18 protein-coding genes are annotated in these 20,164 nt (G+C 66.7%); 11 read left to right on the forward strand and 7 right to left on the reverse strand.

Features of this window, described 5'->3' with window-relative positions:
• The first annotated feature begins 49 nt into the window (after positions 1–49).
• The 3 genes from M2331_RS12495 to M2331_RS12505 all read left to right on the forward strand — a co-directional run bounded on the left by M2331_RS12495 (position 50) and on the right by M2331_RS12505 (position 4,136).
• Positions 50–1,081 (forward strand): helix-turn-helix transcriptional regulator, encoded by a 1,032-nt coding sequence (locus M2331_RS12495; RefSeq protein ID WP_181560579.1) that lies wholly within the window; start codon positions 50–52, stop codon positions 1,079–1,081.
• A 105-nt stretch (positions 1,082–1,186) separates the two neighbouring features.
• Complete coding sequence (locus M2331_RS12500) at positions 1,187–2,071, forward strand: 3-keto-5-aminohexanoate cleavage protein (RefSeq protein WP_181560580.1); 885 nt, start codon at positions 1,187–1,189, stop codon at positions 2,069–2,071.
• A gap of 268 nt (positions 2,072–2,339) precedes the next feature.
• Positions 2,340–4,136, forward strand: coding sequence for a monovalent cation:proton antiporter-2 (CPA2) family protein (locus M2331_RS12505; protein ID WP_181560581.1), 1,797 nt, complete (start codon positions 2,340–2,342; stop codon positions 4,134–4,136).
• 274 nt (positions 4,137–4,410) lie between these two features.
• Here the strand turns inward: M2331_RS12505 and M2331_RS12510 are convergent, their stop codons facing one another.
• From M2331_RS12510 to tpiA, 6 genes are all read right to left on the reverse strand, one after another.
• Entirely contained in the window at positions 4,411–5,205 is a 795-nt protein-coding gene (locus M2331_RS12510) for a LysR family transcriptional regulator (protein ID WP_181560582.1), read from the reverse strand.
• Positions 5,202–5,600, reverse strand: coding sequence for a Co2+/Mg2+ efflux protein ApaG (gene apaG / locus M2331_RS12515; RefSeq protein WP_181560583.1), 399 nt, complete (start codon positions 5,598–5,600; stop codon positions 5,202–5,204). The genes M2331_RS12510 and apaG overlap by 4 nt, the downstream gene beginning before the upstream one ends.
• 58 nt (positions 5,601–5,658) lie before the next feature.
• Positions 5,659–6,864, reverse strand: coding sequence for an O-succinylhomoserine sulfhydrylase (metZ, locus tag M2331_RS12520; protein WP_181560584.1), 1,206 nt, complete (start codon positions 6,862–6,864; stop codon positions 5,659–5,661).
• A gap of 46 nt (positions 6,865–6,910) precedes the next feature.
• Positions 6,911–7,954, reverse strand: coding sequence for a 3-isopropylmalate dehydrogenase (gene leuB / locus M2331_RS12525; RefSeq protein WP_181560585.1), 1,044 nt, complete (start codon positions 7,952–7,954; stop codon positions 6,911–6,913).
• A 96-nt stretch (positions 7,955–8,050) separates the two neighbouring features.
• Positions 8,051–8,785 (reverse strand): DNA repair protein RecO, encoded by a 735-nt coding sequence (gene recO / locus M2331_RS12530; protein WP_181560586.1) that lies wholly within the window; start codon positions 8,783–8,785, stop codon positions 8,051–8,053.
• 42 nt (positions 8,786–8,827) lie between these two features.
• Complete coding sequence (gene tpiA, locus M2331_RS12535; protein WP_181560587.1) at positions 8,828–9,577, reverse strand: triose-phosphate isomerase; 750 nt, start codon at positions 9,575–9,577, stop codon at positions 8,828–8,830.
• A 190-nt stretch (positions 9,578–9,767) separates the two neighbouring features.
• Between tpiA and M2331_RS12540 the strand changes: the two genes are divergently transcribed.
• Both M2331_RS12540 and M2331_RS12545 read left to right on the forward strand, forming a co-directional pair.
• Positions 9,768–11,717, forward strand: coding sequence for a peptidylprolyl isomerase (locus M2331_RS12540; protein ID WP_181560588.1), 1,950 nt, complete (start codon positions 9,768–9,770; stop codon positions 11,715–11,717).
• 10 nt (positions 11,718–11,727) lie between these two features.
• Positions 11,728–13,263 carry an anthranilate synthase component I family protein gene (locus tag M2331_RS12545; RefSeq protein ID WP_264614671.1) on the forward strand — a complete coding sequence of 512 codons (1,536 nt, stop codon included), beginning with the start codon at positions 11,728–11,730 and terminating at the stop codon, positions 13,261–13,263.
• 119 nt (positions 13,264–13,382) lie between these two features.
• Here the strand turns inward: M2331_RS12545 and M2331_RS12550 are convergent, their stop codons facing one another.
• The gene (locus tag M2331_RS12550) at positions 13,383–13,889 is read right to left on the reverse strand and encodes an asparaginase domain-containing protein (RefSeq protein WP_181560590.1); all 507 of its coding nucleotides are present in this window, start codon (positions 13,887–13,889) and stop codon (positions 13,383–13,385) included.
• Positions 13,890–13,962: 73 nt separating this feature from the next.
• On the opposite strand from M2331_RS12550, the gene M2331_RS12555 reads away from it, so the two are divergent.
• From M2331_RS12555 to M2331_RS12580, 6 genes are all read left to right on the forward strand, one after another.
• Positions 13,963–14,553, forward strand: a complete 591-nt coding sequence (locus M2331_RS12555; RefSeq protein WP_181560591.1) for an anthranilate synthase component II — start codon at positions 13,963–13,965, stop codon at positions 14,551–14,553.
• A gap of 93 nt (positions 14,554–14,646) precedes the next feature.
• Positions 14,647–15,129 (forward strand): PRC-barrel domain-containing protein, encoded by a 483-nt coding sequence (locus M2331_RS12560; protein WP_181560592.1) that lies wholly within the window; start codon positions 14,647–14,649, stop codon positions 15,127–15,129.
• 368 nt (positions 15,130–15,497) lie between these two features.
• Positions 15,498–16,382: an EpsD family peptidyl-prolyl cis-trans isomerase gene (locus tag M2331_RS12565; RefSeq protein ID WP_181560593.1), complete on the forward strand. Its 885-nt coding sequence runs from the start codon at positions 15,498–15,500 to the stop codon at positions 16,380–16,382.
• A gap of 102 nt (positions 16,383–16,484) precedes the next feature.
• Complete coding sequence (locus M2331_RS12570) at positions 16,485–17,678, forward strand: glycosyltransferase family 2 protein (RefSeq protein WP_264592384.1); 1,194 nt, start codon at positions 16,485–16,487, stop codon at positions 17,676–17,678.
• 125 nt (positions 17,679–17,803) lie between these two features.
• On the forward strand, positions 17,804–19,075 hold the full coding sequence (locus tag M2331_RS12575; protein WP_181560594.1) for an MFS transporter: 1,272 nt from the start codon (positions 17,804–17,806) through the stop codon (positions 19,073–19,075).
• On the forward strand, positions 19,072–20,112 hold the full coding sequence (locus M2331_RS12580; RefSeq protein ID WP_264592385.1) for an amidohydrolase family protein: 1,041 nt from the start codon (positions 19,072–19,074) through the stop codon (positions 20,110–20,112). The genes M2331_RS12575 and M2331_RS12580 overlap by 4 nt, the downstream gene beginning before the upstream one ends.
• Positions 20,113–20,164 lie beyond the last annotated feature (52 nt).

Raw genomic sequence — 20,164 nt, forward strand, 5'->3', positions numbered from 1 at the left:
CGAAGCTATCCTGAGTGCGCCTCTCACCGAGGGCGGCTGGGAGGGCGCCTTGCGTGCGCTCGCCAGAGAGACGCGGTCCTTGTCCGGCCAGTTGCTCGGGATCGGATCGCCAACCACGCTGGCCTTCAACCTCCTCACTGATCCGGTGAACGAGCGTCTCTGCCGCCAGTTTGACAGCGAGGTTGCCAATTATTCCCATGGAAACTGGCGGGTCGCCGCTGCCAGCGGTCCGCTCGATGTGCGCCACGAATATCATTATGATGCCATCAAGGCCGCGCAGAACACCGACATCTATGACGACTTCACGCATGACGCCAACATGCCACATGGCTGCCAGGTGGTGCTCGTCAATGACGGGCAGGTGATGGTCGGACTGGCCGTTCTGCGTACCTATCAGGATGGGCGTACCACCGAGGCTGATCGCGCCGTTTTCACGCAGGCCGCGCCGCTGATGCAGTCCGCCGTCCGGATGCAGCGCACGCTGGAAGGCGAAGGCGCAAAGCTGCTCGCCGGATCGCTGGACACGATGAACACCGCCGCCTTCGTGTGCGACGGGCTGGGCCGGGTGTGCGCCACCACCCGCGCCGGCGAGGCGCTGCTCCGCGCCGAAGATCTGATCATGCTGCGCGATGAGCGGTTGACCGCGCCCAACAGCGCCGAAGCGCGCGAGCTGCGGATGCAGATCGGCGCGATGCTGCAGGCAGGTGACCTGGCGCTGCCGAGTTGCGGGGTGTGGCTGGGCCAGCAGCGCCCTATCGCCCAGCGCCGCCTGTGCGAGATCTTCCGCCTGCCGGCCAAACCCGCCGCGCTCGGTTTCGAGCCGCGGGTGCTCGTCACTGTACGCGCGGCTGGCAACATTGGCGCGATGGAGCGCCAGGCATTGCAGCGCATGATGGGCCTGACGCGGGCCGAGACCGAGATCGCCATGCTGCTGGCTGAAGGCACCTCCCGCGAAATGATCGCCCAGCAGCGCGGCACGAGCCTTGGCACGGTCAACATCCAGATCAAGCGCCTGTTCGAGAAGACCGGCACCAATCGGGAAGCCGAGCTGGTCGCGCTGATCAATCGCCTGCTCCGCTGAGCGGCTTTTCGGACTTTATCAACGTCAACCATCGCGCATGGCTTGACCGGCGGAGGACAAGCGGGCAGCAGCGGCAGCACGAGACTTTTCGAGAGGAGCCGGAATATGAGCGATCGCCGCATGGTGACCATTGCGCCCACCGGGGGCACCACCTTCAAGAGCGCCAACCCGGCGCTGCCCACCCAGCCGCAGGAAATCGCCGATGACGTCTATGCCTGCTACAAGGCCGGCGCCTCGATAGCAGCCATCCACGCGCGGCGCCCGGACGACGAGGCGACCTGCAACCCGGCCATCTATCGCGACATCAACGAGCGCATCCGCGCCAAGTGCGACATCATCCTCAACAACTCCACGGGCGGTGGCAACAGCGGGGACATGCTCATCGAGCGGCCCGACGGCATGTTCGAGAACAGCTTCGAGGAGCGTCTCAAGGGCACCGAGGGCGGCGCGGAAATGTGCACCTTCGACGGTGTGACCGTGGTCGACACGATCAGCGGCAAGGACGTGCTGGTCATCACACCACCCTCGCGCTGCGAAACGCTGGTCAAGGCCATGGTCGACAAGGGCATCAAGCCGGAGTGGGAGGTCTTCTCGCCCGACCACATCCTGCAGGACGTCACGCGCCTGATCCAGAAGGGCTATGACAAGCCGCCCTACTACATCAACATCGTGCTGGGCGGCGAGAAAGGCTTTCAGGGCGCGATGCCCTACAGCACCGACATTCTCGACTTCATGGTGAAGTGCCTGCCGCCGCAGTCGATCTGGTGTATCTCCGGCATCGGCCCGGCCCAGCTTCCGGCCACCACGCAGGCGCTGCTGCTCGGCGGCCATGTCCGCGTGGGACTGGAGGACAATCATTATTATTCGCGCGGCGTGAAGGCGACCAATTTGCAGCTGATCGAGCGGCAGGTGCGCATCATGAACGAGATGGGCATCGAGCCGATGAGTGCGGCGGAGTCGCGGGAGTTGCTCGGTTTGAAGGCGGTCTGAAGTCAGGCGGTGGGGATGAGTGATGTGTCGCTGCCTCAACGGCAGGCACAGGTGCGAGCTTGCTCCCCACCCCAACCCCTCCCCTGAAAGGGAAGGGCTTAGGAGGGTTCGCGCAGCGGTTTGACTCTGCTGCACTGACCATCCAAGGTTGCCCGGTCGATGAACGCGCGGACGGGCTGCTGAGATCTGCCTCATCGAGCATGGAACCGCCCGATTGTCCGCGCTGACCGCGCCGGCCTGACGGCTGCCGGGGATTGGGACGGACAGCATGGCGGACGCATCGATGGGTTTCGGGCTGGGGCAGGCCATCATCCTGATGGGGGCCGGCGTGATTGCGGTGCCGCTGTTCCGGCGGCTGGGCCTCGGATCGGTGCTGGGCTATCTCGCCGCCGGCCTCGCCATCGGTCCCTTCGGGTTGGGGCTGATCAACGATCCGCAAGCGCTGCTGCACATCGCCGAGCTGGGCGTGGTGATGTTCCTGTTCATCATCGGCCTAGAGATGCGGCCGCGCAAGCTGTGGAACCTGCGCAAGCAGATCTTCGGCCTTGGCGCGGCGCAGGTGCTGGCGTGCGGTGCGCTACTGACCCTGCTCGGCATGACGGCCGGCCTGCCTCCGGCCGTGGCGGCGGCAGGCGCGATGGGCTTTGTCCTCTCTTCCACCGCCGTCATCATGCAGATACTGAACGAAGCTGGGGACGCGGGCACCGAGGAAGGCCAGAAGGCGATCTCCATCCTGCTGCTGGAAGACCTCGCCATCGTGCCGCTGCTGGCGCTCGTCGCCTTCTGGGCGGCGTTCCATGGCGCGACGGGCGCGGAAGACGCACCGCCGGTGTGGCAGAGCATCGGCCTGGCACTGGCGGCGCTGGCCGCATTGATCGCGGCTGGGCGCTGGCTGCTCGATCCGCTGTTCGGCCTGATCGCGCGGGCCGGCGCACGCGAAGTGCTGACCGCCGCGGCGCTGCTCATCGTGCTGGGATCGGCCGTGTTGCTGGATGCCGCCGGGCTTTCGATGGCGATGGGCGCTTTCCTCGCGGGCGTGCTGCTCTCCGAATCCAGCTATCGCCATGAGCTGGAGGCGGATGTCGAGCCGTTTCGCGGCATCCTCCTCGGCCTGTTCTTCATCAGCGTGGGCATGTCGCTCGATCTCTCGACGGTGCTGCGCGAGTGGCAGCTGGTGCTGGGCGGCGTCCTCGCCTTCATGGTCGTCAAGGCGATCGGCATCTATACCGTCGCGCGGCTGATGGGCTCGGCCCACAGCGCCGCGAGCCACCGCGCAGCGCTGTTCGCGCAGGGCGGCGAGTTCGCTTTCGTGCTCTATGGCGCCGCGCTGGCAGTGGGCCTGTTCGATGCGCGCATCGCGGCGATCATGAGCGCGATCGTCATCCTTTCCATGGCGCTGACGCCACTGGTGCTGATCGTGCAGAGCCGGATGCGCCGCAACGCGCCGGTTTCGCTCGACGGCGTCGACAAGGCCAAGGACCTGACCGGCCGCATCCTGTGCATTGGCTTCGGCCGGTTCGCGCAGGTGGCGAGCCAGGCGCTGCTCGCGCGGCGCTTCGAGCTGTCGCTGATCGAGAATGATGTCGAGATGATTCAGGCGGCCGGCAATTTCGGCTTCAAGGTCTATTATGGCGATGGCACGCGGCTGGACGTGCTCCATGCCTCCGGCGCAGGGCGGGCCGAGGCGATCCTCGTCTGCGTCGACAAGCCGGATGTGGCCGACAAGATCGTCGAGCTGTGCCGCCATGAATTCCCGCTCGCCAAGCTCTATGTGCGCGCCTTTGACCGCGGCCATTCGCTGCGCCTGATCAAGGCGGGCGTCGACTATCAGATCCGCGAGACGTTCGAATCCGCGCTGGCCTTCAGCGAGGCGGTGTTGACGGACCTCGGCGTGGATGAGGACGACGCACGCGAGGCAATCGAGGACGTGCGCGAGCGCGATGCGCAGCGGGTGGAATTGCAACTGGTCGGGGGGATCACGGCGGGGCGCTCACTGATGCGCGGGAATATGGTGACGCCGGAGCCGGAGCCGTTCTTCCCGCCGCAGCGGGCTGAGGGCAGCTAGGGGGGTTGGGCGGGCCGGAGTATCATGCCCGCGTTCCATTCGTGTCGAGCGAAGTCGAGACACGCCAGAACTGCGCATGGTGTCTCGACTTCGCTCGACACGAACGGGGGTAGGGGTGGGAGTAAATCCCGCTCTTCCCTTTTCCGTTCACCCTGAGCGAAGTCGAAGGGCCCTGCTGAGCGGAAGCCAAGCGAACCTCGCTGCGCTCGGCTTCACCCTTCGACTTCGCTCAGGGCGAACGGTGAGAGGGTAGTCGGCGCGAGAACCGCTCGCCTCAGCCCTCACTGAGGGCAGCCACTAGGGCTTTCACCTTCTTCTGGCGCCATTGCGGGAGCGGAGCGATAAGCCAGTAGCCGGGGCCGTTGCGCGGTTCGCCAAGCGCGGCCACGCGGCCGGTGGCGATATCCGCTTCCGCCAGCAGCGCGGGCACGCAGGCGCGGCCGAGGCCGTTGGCTGCGGCATCGATGGCAAGGCCGGCATCGGCGACGCGGACGACGGCCTTGCCGTCATCGACCGGACAGCCGGGCCAGGCGATGGGCGATTCCAGTCCGCCGCCGCCCGGCGCGCCGACCGTGACGAAGCGCGAGCCCCCGAGCGGCACGCCCTCATGCTCGCCGGCACCGTTGGTCAGGCGCAAGGCGAGATCGAGATTGGCTTCGGTGAAATCCAGCGCATCATCCGCCGCGACGAGCATGAACTGCACGCCCGGCTCCTGCGCCGCATAGGCGGCGAGGCGCGCGCTCAGCCATTTGGCGGTGAGGTCGCGGGGGGCGGCGATGGTGAGATGCTGGCTGCTCTGCCCGGCCTGCATGGCGCGGACCGATTCCTCCAGCTCCAGGAAGGCGCTGCGTAGCGCAGGAAGCCCCGCCTCCGCTTCCGGGGTGAGTTCCAGCCCGCGGGGCGTGCGACGGAACAGCACGACGCCGAGCATATCCTCCAGCGCACGGATTTGCTGGCCGACGGCGGCGGGCGTCACCGCCAGCTCATCCGCCGCGCGGGTGAAGGAGAGATGCCGCGCCGCCGCGTCGAACACGCGCAGGCCGTTGAGCGGCAGGTGGGTGCGCTTCATCCCGAGACCGCCGGCGCCTGCAGCGCGAAGCGGGGGATGCGCACATCCAGCAGGCTGCCGCCGGCATCGAGCATCTGGTAGCTGCCTTCCATCCAGCCGGTCGGCGTGGAGAGCGGGCAGCCGGAGACGTAATCATAAGCCGCGCCGGGATGGATCACCGGCTCCTCGCCGACGACGCCCTTGCCCTCGCGCTTGTAGAGCGCGCCGCGTCCGTCCGCGATGGTCCAGTGGCGCGTGAGCAACTGCACCGGCGCCTTGCGGCCATTCTCGATGCGGATGTGATAGGCCCAGAACCACTTGCCCATGTCCGGCTCCGATTGCTCGGAGAGGAAGTTGACGGACACGCGCACGGTCACGTCATGCGTCGTCTCGGCATAGGCGAAAAGGGCGTTCATCAAGGCATTCATGCTACGACCCGTCCTGTGTCCTGCCTGGCCCCGAGACCGACCCTACTCAAAGGCCGACAGCGGTCAATGCCTGATCCAGATCGGCGATGATGTCCTCCGGGTCTTCCAGCCCGACATTGATGCGCACCATGCCCTCGCCCACGCCGGCCTCGGCGCGGCCCTCCGGCCCCATATTATTATGGGTGGTGGAGGCGGGATGGCACAGCAACGTGCGGGAATCGCCGATGTTGTTGGAGATGTCGCACAGCTCCATCGCATTGAGCAGCGCCATCGCCTGTCCGCGATCAGCGAGGTTGAACGAGAAGATCGGCCCGGCGGCGCTCATCTGCTTCATCGCGAGATTGTGCTGCGGATGGCTCGGCAGGCCGGGATACAGCACATCCACGCCACGCTGCTCCATGAAGCGCGCGACCTTGAGCGCGTTCTCGGACTGGCGATGGGCACGCAAGTCCAGCGTCTCCAGTCCCTTCAGCACCACCCAGGCGTTGAAAGGCGAGCAGATCGGCCCGGTGTTGCGCTGGAAAGGCGAGAGCACGCCGTTGATCCACGCATCCGTGCCGCAAATGGCGCCGGCAAGCACCCGGCCCTGCCCGTCCATCAGCTTGGTGGCGCTGTAGGCCACGACATCCGCGCCGAAATCGAGCGGGCGCTGCAGCACCGGCGTCGCGAAGGCATTGTCCACCACCGTGGTGATGCCATGGGCACGGGCGAGGCCGCAGACATGCTCCAGATCGACGATGTCCATCGTGGGATTGGCCGGCGTCTCGAAGAAGAACACCTTGGTGTTGGGCTGGATCGCCTTTTCCCACGCATCATTGTCCCGCGCGTCGACGACGCTGTGCGTGATGCCGAAGCGGTTGAGCACATTGGAGAGGATCCAACGGCACGAGCCGAAGGCCGCGCGCCCGGCGACGACATGATCGCCCGCGCTCAGCATGCACAGCAGCGCACTGGTCATCGCCGCCATGCCGCTCGCCTGCACCTTGCACGCCTCGGCGCCTTCCATCAGCGCAATGCGCTCTTCCAGCATCTGCACCGTCGGGTTCTGGAAGCGGGAATATTGCATCCCCGTCGCTTCCCCGGCGAAGCGGGCAGCGACTTCCTCCGCGCTGTCATAGGTATAGCCCGAGGTGAGGAAGAGCGCCTCGCTCGTCTCCCCCTGCTCGGAGCGCCAGGTGCCGCCGCGCACGGCCTGTGTCGCGGGCCGCCAGCGGCTGGTGCGGGAACGATCCTGTCCGGTTTGTCTCTTCATGACGTTGCCTTCTAGACCCTGTCAGGGGCCGGTCAATCCAATGGCGTCAGAGCGCCGCGAGCACAGCATCGCCCATGGCAGACGTGCTCATTGAGCCGCCAAGGTCGGCAGTGCGGGCACCACCGGCCAGCGCCTTGGCCACGGCCGCCTCGATGCGATCGGCCGCCTGCGCCTGATCGAGCGAGAAGCGCAGCATCATCGCGGCGGAGAGGATCGTCGCCAGCGGATTGGCCTTGCCCTGCCCGGCAATATCCGGCGCGGAGCCGTGGATCGGCTCGTACAGCCCCTTGCCGTTGGCATCGAGCGAGGCCGAGGCCAGCATGCCGATGGAGCCGACGCACATGCTCGCCTGATCGGAGAGAATGTCACCGAACAGATTGCCGGTCACGATCACATCGAACTGCCCCGGATTGCGCACGAGCTGCATGGCGGCATTGTCGACATACATGTGGGACAGCTCGACATCGGGATATTCGGCGGCAACCTCGATCACCACGTCGCGCCACAGCTGGCTGGTTTCCAGCACATTGGCCTTGTCCACCGAGCAGAGCTTGCCCCTGCGCGCCTGCGCGGCGCGGAAGGCGCTGTGGGCGATGCGGCGCACCTCGGCCTCGTTGTAGGACATGATGTCATAGCCTTCGCGCAGGCCGTCGGCGGTCTTGCGGATGCCCTTCTCGCCGAAATAGACGTCACCATTGAGTTCGCGGACGATCAGCAGGTCGATCTTCTCGGCGACTTCCTTGCGCAGCGTGGAGGCATCGGCCAGCTCGGCGAACATCTTTGCGGGGCGCAAGTTGGAGAAGAGCGTCAGCTCCTTGCGCAGGCCGAGAATGGCCTGCTCTGGCCGCAAGGCGCGCTCAAGCGAATCGCAATCGGGATCGCCCACCGCGCCGAACAGGATCGCATCGGCGCGCTTTGCCAGATCGAGCGTAGCGGGCGGCAGCGGATGACCCTCCGCCTTATAGGCCGCGCCGCCGACCGGCGCTTCCTCATAGGTCAGGCCGGGGATCGCCAGCGCATCGAGCACACGCCTGGCCTGCGCGGTGACTTCCGGTCCGATGCCGTCTCCGGGCAGGATCGCAACGAGCATGGGTTTCCCTTTCTCAATCTGAAGACGGGCGGTGCTGCGAGACAGGCGCGCCGGCCCTGAGGATGTGGGCTGAGCCATTGCCTCAAGCAGGCCGGGTCACGCAACCGCTCTTTTGAGCCGTTCGATCAGCCGCTCGCGCGCGGCCAGCACGTCAGACCGGCGTGGATCGAACAACGACTGGGCGAGAAAATGGCCGGTCAGGTCAAATCCGGCGAGAATATCCGGCCAGCCGGCTTCCCCGCCCTCAGTGAGGAAGGTTGGCAGGGGCAGCAACCGGTCGCGATGCGTGCCCGCCGCCGCTGCCGTCACCGCGCGCCCGGTGCGCGGGCTGACATAGGCCAGCCACTCGCGCGCGCCGGTGACGGCGCATTCCGCCAGATCGAGTCCGAAGCCCAGCTCGGCGAGCAGCAGCAGCTCGTAGCGCACCAGCGCCACGGCCCAGCCACGCGCGGCGGGCGCGGCTTCCACCGCGTCGAGCACCGCGCCCAGCGCGGCGAAGAGCGCCGGATAGGGATGGCCTTCCGGCAGCGTCACCGCCGTGAAGGCGCAAGCCCAATCGATGGCCGCGGCGGGCAGCGGCTCGGCGAGCAGCGGCCCCCGGCTATGCTCCAGCTCGGCCGAGAGGCTGGCGAGCTGATCGGCCGTGCGGGCGCGGAAGGTGCCCCGCACGATATTGCCGGGCAGCAGCACCGGGCGCATCCGGCTCGAGCGGCCGCCCTGCACATAGCCCGCGACCAGCCCCGCATCCGCCGTGAGCGCCCGCACGATCGCGCCATGCTCGCCATGCGCCCGAACGGCGCAGACGATGGCAGTGGCGGCGAGCGTGGACATGGGCGCTTATCTACCGGCTCGCGACCGGTTTAGCGATGCCGATCAGGCTGCAGCGATGATCGGCCCGAATTTGGCGGCGGTGAGGCTGGCCCCGCCGACCAGCGCGCCGTCGACATTGTCGGTGTGGAGGATGTCCGCCGCATTGTCGCCGCTCACCGAGCCGCCATAGAGGATGCGCATGGCATTGCCGGCCTCCGCACCCAGCGCCTTCACGAGCGCGGCGCGCAGCGCGGCGTGCATGGCCGCGATCTGCGGCGGGGTGGCGACCTTGCCGGTGCCGATCGCCCAGACCGGCTCATAGGCGATGGTCAGCCATTGCGGATCGGCGCCCTCGGGCAGCGAAGCGACAAGCTGATCGGCCACGAAGGCGTGCGCCACATCGTCGCCCTGCTCGCGCGTATCGAGCGTCTCACCCACGCACAGCACCACCGAGAGACCGCCCTTGTGCGCGGCGAGCGCCTTGGCGGCGACATCGGCATTGCTCTCACGCTGATATTGCCGGCGCTCGCTATGGCCGACCAGCGTGCCGCGCGCGCCAGCTTCGGCCAGCATGGCGGCCGAGAGATTGCCGGTATAGGCCCCGGCCTCCGCCTGATGGCAATCCTGCGCACCAATGAGCACGGCGCCGCCAAGCGGCGCGGCGGGCGCGATGAGCGTGGCCGGGAGATAGAGCGCCACATCGATATCGTTGCGGGCGGCGGCAAGCTCGGCAATGGCGGATACCTCGCCAAGCTGCCCCTTGAGGCCGTTCATCTTCCAGTTGCCGGCGACGAATTTGCGGCGGACGGTCATAGCTTCACTCTCCTGCACAGGTGATCAATGATCTGGCGGCCCGGATGAACGGGCAGAACGGCTTTGTCCAGCCGGCACCGCATGGCTGCGGAAGCCCCATGGACAGCCGAGCGCGCAAAGGCTTGATGCCGTCGGACGCCCGCCCTAAAGCAGCCCCCAGCCTTTCGCCGCCTTTCTGGACAAAGACCCCATGCAGATTTTCCGTCGTCTTCTCGGTTCGAAATTTGGCGGCGTGTTCGCAATCGGATTTCTCGCGATCATCGCCTTTGCCTTCATCGCGGGCGATCTCACTGGCAACAACGTCAGTTTCGGCGGCAGCTCCAAGACGGACGTCGCCAAGATCGGCGACCGCCCGCTGACCGTCGCCGAGTTGCAGAGCCGCACGCAGATGGTGTTCGAGCGGCAGCGGCAGGAAAATCCGGCGCTGACCATCGACCAGTTCCTGGCCCAAGGCGGCCTTAAGCGCGTGGCCGACGAGCTGATCTCCTCGCGCTCGCTGATTGCCTATGGCGAGAAGCACGGGATGCGGGTGAGCAAGGCGCTCATCGATGCGGAGATCGCCCGCAATTCCGCCTTCACGGACGCAACCGGCAATTTCAGCGAGACGGTATTCCGCCAGATGCTCGCCCAGCAGCGCGTCTCCGAGCAGGATCTGCGGGACGATATTGCCGCGCAGATCATCCAGCAGCAGCTGCTCCAGCCGGTGGGCGTGGGCACCAAGGCGCCGGCCAGCATGGTGCCGCCTTATGCCGCGATGCTGATCGAGGAACGCGCCGGCGAGATGTTCGCGATTTCCGCCGCCAGGTTCGCGCCGCAGACCGCGCCGACCGAGGCGCAACTCCAGGATTATTACAAGCAGCATGGCAGCCAGTTCGCGATTCCCGAGCAGCGCCAGCTGCGCTACGCGCTCGTCAATCTCGCTCGCTTCGAGCCCCAGGCGACGCCGACCGACGCGGAAATCGCCGATCTCTACAAGAGCCGCCAGAGCCAGTTCGCCGGCCGCAAGACGCGCGATTTCAGCCAGCTGATCCTCGCGACAGAAGCGCTCGCCAAGGACGCCGCTGGCAAGGCGAAGGCCGGCCAGTCGCTGCAGGACGTCGCCAAGAGCCTCGGCCTCGCCGCCTCGCGCGTCGATGGCGTGGACGAAAAGCAGCTTGCCACGCAGATGAATGCGGAGATCGCCAAGGCCGGCTTCGCCGCCGCGCAGGGGGGCATCGTCGGTCCGGTCCGCTCGCCCGCCGGCTGGGCAGTGCTGCGCGTGGAAGCCCAGCGTGACGTGCCGGGCAAGACGCTGGCCGAAGCGCGCGAGGAGCTGTCCGCCGAAGTGCGCCAGATCAAGGAGCGCCAGCTCTTTAGCGAATTTCTGAACGATATGGATGGCCGCTTGGGCGCCGGCGCGACGCTGACCGACATCGCCAAGGAGCACAACCTCACCATCGTCGAGACGCCGCTGATCGTGCGCAACGGCCAGTCGCTGCGCGACCCGGCGTTCAAGCCGGACGCGACGCTGCAGGCGTTACTCGAAGGCGGCTTTGCCGCGCGCCAGGATGACGATGCGCAGATCGTGCCGGTGAAGCCCGACGAGGAAGCCGCGCTGCTGACCGTGGCCGAAGTGGTGCCCGCCGGCCCGCCGCCCTTCGCGCAGGTGAAGCCCGCTGTGGAAGCGGCCTGGAAGCTGGCGCAGGGCGTTGGCAAGGCGCGCGAAATCGCCACGCAGCTCGCGGCGCAGTTGGGCAAGGGCGCCGAGCCGGGGCCGCTGCTCGCCAAGCTCGGCATCGCCGACGCGCCGCGCCAGCCGCTCTCCGCCCGCCGCGCCGATATCAACCAGCAGGGCGGTCAGATCCCCCCGCCGCTGAAGGCGCTGTTCAGCATCCGCCAGGGCGGAACGCAGATGGTGCCGCTGGAGAATAATCAGGGCTTCATCGTCGTGCGCCTGGACAAGATCACGCAGAATGATCCCACACAGGTGCCGCAGCTGATGCAATCCACCGCGGCCGGCCTCAGCAATGTGCTGGGCGGGGAATATGCGCAGCAGTTCGTCACGGCGATCCAGCAAGAGCTGGGCGTGAAGCGCAGCGAGGCGGCCATGGCGGCTGTGGAGCAGGAACTGCGCCGCGCCTATGGCGGCAGCGCGGAATAAGGCGGACCCGTTGACCATCGCGCAGGACAGCATCGACGCCGCACGCGCGGCCCTCTCCGCCGGGCGCTCCGCGCTCGTGTGGGCGCGGCTGATCGCGGATACAGAAACGCCGGTCTCCGCTGCACTCAAGCTGATCGAGCCGGAACGGGGCGACTTCATTCTCGAGTCGGTGGAGGGTGGCGCAGTACGCGGGCGCTACAGCCTGATCGGCATCGCGCCGGACCTCGTGTTTCGCGCCACTGGGCGCAGCGCCGAGATCAACCGCGACTGGCGGACCGACCGGACCGCCTTCACGCCGCTGGAGAGTGATCCCCTCGCCGCGCTGCGCGATCTGGTGGCGGAATGCCGGGCAGACGTCGACCCGGCGCTGCCGGCTGCGCTCGCCTGCCTCGTCGGCTATTTCGCTTATGAGACCTTCGGCCTGGTCGAAAAGCTGCCGCGCCCGGCCGACAATGGCCTCGGCACGCCCGACATGCTGTTCGTGCGCCCGACGGTGGTGCTGGTGTTCGATCGGCTGGCAGACGCGCTTTACATCGTCGCGCCGACCTGGGCCGACCGGCTCGGCACTGGCGAGGCCGCCATCGACGCGCTGATCGATACGGCTGTGGGGCGCATCGAGGATGTCGCGGCGCAGCTCGCCCGGCCGCTCGCCGCGCAGACCGGTCAGGCGCCCGCCATCGACCTTGCCGCCATCACGCCGACCCCGGTGATGAAGCCCGGCGCCTATGCGGACATGGTTAGCAAGGCCAAGGACTATATCGTCGCGGGCGACATCTTTCAGGTCGTGCTGGCGCAGCGCTTCACCACGCCCTTCCCGCTTCCGCCCATCGACCTCTACAGGGCGCTGCGGCGGATCAATCCCTCGCCCTTCCTCTACCATCTCGATCTGCCCGGCTTCGCGCTCACCGGCTCCAGCCCGGAGATTCTGGTCCGTGTGCGCGATGGGGAAGTGACGATCCGGCCGATTGCGGGCACGCGACCGCGCGGCAAGACGGCCAGCGAGGATGCTGAGAATCGTGATTCGCTGCTCGCCGATCCCAAGGAGCGCGCCGAGCATTTGATGCTGCTCGACTTGGGGCGCAACGATGTCGGCCGCGTCGCCAGCGCCGGCTCGGTGAAGGTGACGGACAGCTACACCATCGAATTCTACAGCCATGTGATGCACATCGTCTCCAATGTCGTCGGCAAGCTCGACCCTAAGCACGATCCGCTCGATGCGCTGTTTGCGGGCTTCCCCGCCGGCACGGTCTCCGGCGCGCCCAAGGTGCGCGCCTGCGAGATCATCGCCGAGCTGGAGCCGGAAACGCGCGGGCCTTATGCGGGCGGCGTCGGCTATTTCTCGCCGGACGGGAACATGGATAGCTGCATCGTGCTACGCACCGCGCTGGTGAAGGACGGCGTGCTGCACGCGCAGGCGGGCGCGGGCATCGTCGCGGACTCCGAGCCGGCCTATGAACAGCGCGAATGTGAGCACAAGGCCGGCGCGCTGTTCGCCGCGGCGCGGGAAGCCGTGAAGGTCGCGCAGGACGGACGTTTCGGGCAGTAATAGCCTGTTCTCAGCAATGCCGTGCTCCTGCGAAGGCAGGAGCCCAGGGCGGGTAGCGTCGTCCGTTGCGCCCTGGGTCCCTGCCTTCGCAGGGACACGATAGTTCTCAAATACCCCGATCAGCCCTTTGACCGCGCGACAAACGCCCCCTTGGCGCGATCCTTCACCACCTGATCCGCACGGAACACCGTGCCATTCATGGTGATATAGACGCCCGGCGGGGCGATCTGCGCTGTCGCGAAGGCCATGCCGAGATTGAAGGTCGCGTCGCTCTCCGAGAAGCGCGCCGGGGCCAGCGCGCCGACCAGCACGATGGTCTTGCCGGCAATGCCCGCCAGCGCGGCGGCCGTATCCGTCATCGTATCCGTGCCATGCGTGATGACGATGCGCTCGGCGGGCGAGGCCACCACCCGCGCCGCGATCAGCGCGCGATCATCGGCGGTCAGCTCCAGACTGTCCTTGCGGGCCACCTCCTCGATCTCGACCGGCAGCGTTACCCGCGCAATCTCCAGCAGGCGCGCTAGGATCGACTCGCCGATCTGATATTCGCTCAGCGCATCGAAATAGAGCTTGTCGATGGTGCCGCCGGTGGTGAGCACATGGATGCGCGGATTTGTCTGGATCATGCCCGCGCTTATAACCGGCCGGAGCCGCCTTGTCCTGCTTGCGCGGCGGACCGGCGGGCCGTAGAAGCCGGCCATGATCCTCGTCATCGACAATTATGACAGCTTCACCTGGAATCTCGTCCATTATCTGATGGAGCTGGGCGCGCAGGTCGAGGTGGTGCGCAACGATGCCATGTCCGCCGGACAGGCGCTGTCCTCGGGCGCGAAAGCCTTTCTGCTTTCGCCCGGCCCCTGCACGCCCAACGAAGCCGGGATCAGCCTCGATCTCGTCGCGGCCTGCGCCGATGCGGGCAAGCCGCTGCTCGGCGTGTGCCTGGGCCATCAGACGATCGGCCAGCATTTCGGCGGCAAGGTGGTGCGCGGCGGCCTGATGCACGGCAAGACATCACCGGTCACGCATGACGGCACCGGGCTATTCGAGGGCCTGCCCTCGCCCTTCACGGCGACCCGCTATCACTCGCTGATCGTCGAGGACATTCCCGATTGCCTGCTGGTCAATGCCACCAGTGAAGATGGATCGGTGATGGCGTTCCGCCACGCGAGCCTGCCCATCCACAGCGTGCAGTTCCACCCGGAGAGCATCGCGACCGAACACGGCCACGCGATGCTGGCCAATTTCATGCGCCTCGCCGGAATGCCGGTGACCGCGCGCGCAACGGCCTGACCCGAAACCGTTCGTCCCGTTTGAGGGAACGCCCATTTATCTCCCACGTTGGTCGGCCATCATGCGAATGCGCCGCAACAGTGGAGACTATAGGTGAAAATCGACCCTGCGGCCGCGCTCGCCTTGGCCCTTTTACTTGCGGCCTGCAGCGGTCGCGACGACGCGGCCAATCAGCACCCCGATGAGCCTGCCGTGCAACTGATCGCCCATCCCGGCTCTCAAGCCGCCAAGGGTAAGGCCGCGCTGAACCTGACCGAGCGCGAGCTGCTCGATGCCGAGCTCGTCGATACCGACGGCACCGAACTGGGCGATGTGATCGCCCTGAAGCGCGGTCCCGGCGGCGCTGTCGAAGGGCTGGTGATCGCGGTCGAAGGCAGCGTGCCCGAGCAGCATGTCTATCTCCCCCTCGATGGTCTCGCGCCCCTACGCGAGGGCGATGACTGGACGATCGTCACGAGCCTCACCCCTGCGCAGATCGCCGCGCTGCCCAAGGCCAATCCTGACCCGCCGACCGGCCAGCCCGCAGCTGCCACCGCCGGTTCGGCGCCGTCTCACGGAGCAGCCAACGTCCGTTGAGGGCAAGCGCCGGCCACGTCTGGCGCCCGCGACAATCCACCTAATATTAACGCCGGGCTGATAGGACGCCCCTGTCCGATCCCGGTGCGGCTGCCATGGTTGCCGCTTGTTCACGCTCCAGCGGCGAGTTAATAGGTGGCCACAAAGTACGACGAGCCGATCCATGTTGCTCGACAAGATGAGGGGGATGTTCAGGCAGCCAATGGCCGGGCATATACTGGCCGCAATCTTCCCGCCGCACATGTAATGATTTGTAGGCATCTTGCCTCGCCCACTGCTTTCTAGGATGACAGGCTCGATCGGGGGATCGCCGGGCCTTCAACCGAGAACCGATTTTTACCACTTCACGCTTGTTCTGGAGACTATGGATGTCACTGCTGAGGAACGTCTCGCTCGTTGCGCTCGCTTCCCTTTCCCTCACGATCGCCGGCTGCGAGAAAAAAGCCGAAGGTCAGGTCGTGGCCGTGGTCAATGGTGAGGAAATCACCCTGACCGAACTGAACGCCGAGATCGCCGATCTCAACGTCCCTGCCAGCGCCGACAAGGACATGGTGCGCAGCCGCGTGCTGCAGCGCATGGTCGACCGCCGGCTGCTGGTTCAGGCCGCCAAGGAAGCCGGGCTGGACCGCGACCCTGAATATCTGACGCAGGAGCGCCGGATGCGCGAGCAGTTGCTCGTCAACCTGTACGGTCGCAAGACGATGGACACGGTGAAGGTGCCGGATAACGCCGCCATCGACAAATATATCAGCGAGCGCCCCAACGCCTTCGCGCAGCGCAAGCGCTTCGCCCTTGAGCAGCTGCAGATGGACCCGCCCTCCAAGCCAGATGGCCTCAAGGAGCTGGAAACCGCCAAGACGCTCGATGAGGTCGCATCCCGCCTGACCGCCATGGGCATCGCCTTCGAGCGTGGCCGTGGCTCGCTCGACACCGCCGTCATCGATCCGCAGATGCTGGCCCGCATCGAGGCGCTGCCCCCGGGCGAGCCGTTCATCGTGCCGGCCAATGGCAAGCTGGTCGTGAGCGTGATCACCGGCAGCGAAGCGACCCCGGTTCCGCAGGAGCAGGCCCGCCAGATCGCTGCGCAGGCCATGCGCAACGAGGAGCTGAACAAGATCGGCGAATCGCGCCTGAAGGAAGCCAAGGCCAAGGCCAAGATCGAGTATCAGCCGGGCTATGCACCCAAGGACGATGCCAAGGCCGCCGGCGCCCTGCCCGCAGCCGGTAACGCCGCGGCGCCCGCCGCCAAGTAACGGCGAGGCGTTTTCCGCATGATATGAGGAGAGGAGGCACCAGCCTCCTCTCCACCCCCTCGAAGCGTCGACGCGCCAGTCGCCAGACGCGGGAATGAAGGTATGATGATCCTCGACTCTTTGGCCTGGCTCATCATTGCCATACCTGCGCTCTTGCTGGCCGTGCTGGCCGTGGAGCTGGCCCTGGGTCTGATCGCCGGCCGCCCGGCAAGGCCGCGCGCTGCCGCCCCCCACAGCGCCATCATCCTCATGCCCGCCCATAATGAGGCCGCCGGCATTGCCCGTACCATCGCGCTGCTCCAGCCGGCGCTGGATGTGCATATCCGCCTCATCGTCATTGCCGACAATTGCACGGACGACACCGCCGCCGCCGCGCGCGCGGCTGGGGCACAGGTTATCGAGCGCAATGACCCTAGCCAGCGCGGCAAGGGCCATGCGCTGGCCTTCGGGCGGGACTGGATCAAGGCCGCAACGCATGCCGCGCCGCCGGATTGTATTGTTGTGCTGGACGCCGACTGCGAAATCGATGGTGCGTCGCTGCGCGCGCTGATCGACGCGACCTGCGTCCGCCAGCGCCCGGTGCAGAGCTGCTACCTGCTCCGCTCGGCCGCCGATGACGGGGCGATGACGCAGATTTCCAACTTTGCGATGCTCATCAAGAATCGCGTTCGCCAGCGCGGCGCCTCGATTCTGGGATCGCCCGCCATTCTCGGCGGCACCGGCATGGCCTTCCCATGGGCCTTGATCGAATCGGCGCCGCTGGCGACGAGCCACCTGGTCGAAGACCTTGTGCTCGGCCTCCATTTCGCGCGAGCGGGCGCAGCGCCCCGCTATCTGGAGGCCGCGACGACCTGGAGCGACCCTGCGAGCCAGAGCGACACGCTCACACAGCGGGCGCGCTGGGAGCATGGCTATATCCAGACCGCCTTGCAGCAAGGCGCACCGGTCGTTCTTGAAGGCATTGCCAAGGCCAAGCCCAGCCTCGCCTGGTTCGGCCTGAGCCTGCTCGTGCCGCCGCTTGCCCTGTTGATGAGCCTGAGCCTGATCGCGCTTGTGGTGAGCGCCGGGCTCGCGCTGCTGGGCGCCACCACTGCCGCGCCTGCTACGCTGGCGGGGTTGCTCGCACTGGTCGCGCTGCTGCTGGCCTTCGCCTGGATGCGCGATGGGCGCGACACGGTCTCGGCGGCAACGCTGGCGCGCATCCCGCTCTACATTCTTTGGAAAATCCCCGTCTATCTGCGGCTGGTCAAGAAGCGCGAGACAGAATGGGTGCGCACGCGCCGCAAAGGCGAGTGATGAAGCGAGGCGCCAAACCGGTCCCCTGAACCGCTCAACAGCCTCGCATTGATGATCTTTCAACTTGCATTGGCCGCCGCAAAGCGCGCTATGATGGCGCAACGCCAGCAGGTGAAGGAGAGGGCATGACGGGGACGAGCGAAGCGACGAGCGCGCGCGGCTGGGGCGGGTTCGTGCTGATCCTCATCGCGCTGATGGTCGAAGGGTTCGACCTGCAGGCCGCCAATTTCGCGGCGCCCTCCATTCTGGAGGACTTCGGCGTCAGCCGTGCGGAGATCGGCCCACTGCTTTCCGCCAGCCTGTTCGGCGTGCTGATCGGCGCCGTGTTCATCGGTCCGCAGGGCGACAGGCTGGGTCGCCGGACGATCCTGATCAGTTGCTGTATCGGTTATGGCATCATGTCGCTGGTCGGCGCGCTGGCGACCAACCTCACGCAACTCATCGTGCTGCGCTTCCTCATTGGGATCGGCCTTGGCGCCGTGCTGCCTAATGCGTTGGCGCTGGCCGGCGAACTGGCGCCCCGCAAATATCTCGCGCGGGCGATGGCGCTGGTCGGCATCGGCATCACCTTCGGCGGGGTTCTCGCCGGCATCGCCGCCGCCAAGCTTCTCGCGCCTTATGGCTGGCAGAGCTTGTTCATCCTCGGCGGTCTCCTGCCTATTGCGATTGCCGCGCTGCTCTGGATCGGGCTGCCCGAAAGCCCTGTGCTTGATCGCGCACAGACCCATGCGCCGGGCGAGCGCGGCCTTTCGGCCATCCTTTCCCCCGCCCAGCGCGCCCGCACGATCGCGATCTGGATCATCTTCGCGCTGGTGTTGATGGTCGTCTATCTTGTGAGCGGCTGGGTGCCCTTGCTGGTCAAGGATCAGGGCTATTCGACGACGACGGCCTCGTGGATCGCCACCGGCACCCATGCCGGCGGCGTGGTCGGCGGCGTGATCGCCAGCCTGTTGCTGGTGCGCCGCAACTGGTCGGTCGTGGCGCTATTTGCGGGGCTTGGCGCTCTCACACTGGCGATCATCACGGTGCATGACTGGGGCATTGTCGGCCTCACCGTGTTGCTTGTGCTGGTCGGCCTGTTCAGCACCGGCACGCAGAATGGCCTCAATGGCTCATGCGGCGCCACTTACCCAGCAAGTATGCGTGCCTCCGGCCTTGGCTGGGCGCTCGGCATGGGGCGCGTCGGCTCGATTGCCGGGCCGCTGGTCGGCTCGCTCGCAGTGCTGCTGGGCCTGTCGGCGCCGCGCACCTTCTTCATCCTGCCGGTCATCCCGCTGGTGATCGCGGCCGCGCTGGCGCTCTGGCTCGCCCGCCGGACCGGCCCCGCCGCGCCCGAGACCAGCGCTCAGGACAGCCCGGCTCCCCTTTCCGCCCCCATCATGGAGACTGCCCGATGACGAAGATGCGCAAGATCGCCACCGAAGAAGCCTGGTCGATCCCCGAGGTCGCTCATGCCCTGCGGGATGTGACGCGCGGGCCATCGCAAAGCCTCGACAAGCTGCTCGTCGGCGGCATCTACGATCCGCCCGAAAACGCGACCGGCTATGCCGCGATGAACTTCCTCGATGGCCTGCTCGATATCGAGGAAAAGCGCCTGCCGGAAATGGACGCGCTGGGCGTGGACATGCACCTGCTCTCGCTCACCGCACCGGGCGTGCAGATGTTCGATGCCGACACGGCGACCGATCTGGCCGCGCTCGCCAATGACCGGCTGGCCGAGATCTGCCGCAAGCGCCCGGACCGCTTCGCCGGCCTGGCCAGCTTCGCCCCCCACAGCCCCAAGCGCGCGGCGAAGGAGATGGAGCGAGCGATCAACGACCTCAAGCTCAACGGCTTCATCCTCAACAGCCACACCCATGGCGAATATCTGGACGATCCCAAATATTGGCCCTGCCTCGAAGCCGCCGAAGCGCTCGACGCCTGCATTTACATCCACCCCCGCGCTGCCTCCGACACGCTGAAGGGGCCTTTGCAGGATTACGGCATGGACAGCGCCATGTGGGGCTATGGCGTCGAGGTCGGCACACATGTCGTGCGGATGATGGCCAGCGGCGTGTTCGATGCCTTCCCCAAGCTCAAGATCTGCATCGGCCATATGGGTGAGGCCATCCCCTTCTGGATCTGGCGCATCAACTTCATGAACACCCGCGCCCAGAAAATCAGCCGCGCGCCGAAGACGAAACTCAGCATCGCGGAATATTTCCAGCGGAATTTCGTGGTGACGACGAGCGGCGTCGAAGACCCGCTGGCGCTGCGCTACACCATCGACAAGCTCGGCATCGATAATGTGCTCTGGGCGATCGATTACCCTTATCAGCCGCAGCAGCCGGCTGTGGATTTCATGGATGCGGCGCCGGTGACCGACGCAGAGCGCCACGCGCTGTACCACGGCAATGCCGAGCGCATCTTCCACATCGCGCCGCTCACCGACTGACGGCGCTCATTGAGCGCAGAAAGAAGGGCCGGGCGTCATCGACGGCCGGCCC

The sequence above is a fragment of the Sphingobium sp. B10D7B genome, assembly GCF_025961955.1.
Lineage (GTDB): Bacteria > Pseudomonadota > Alphaproteobacteria > Sphingomonadales > Sphingomonadaceae > Sphingobium.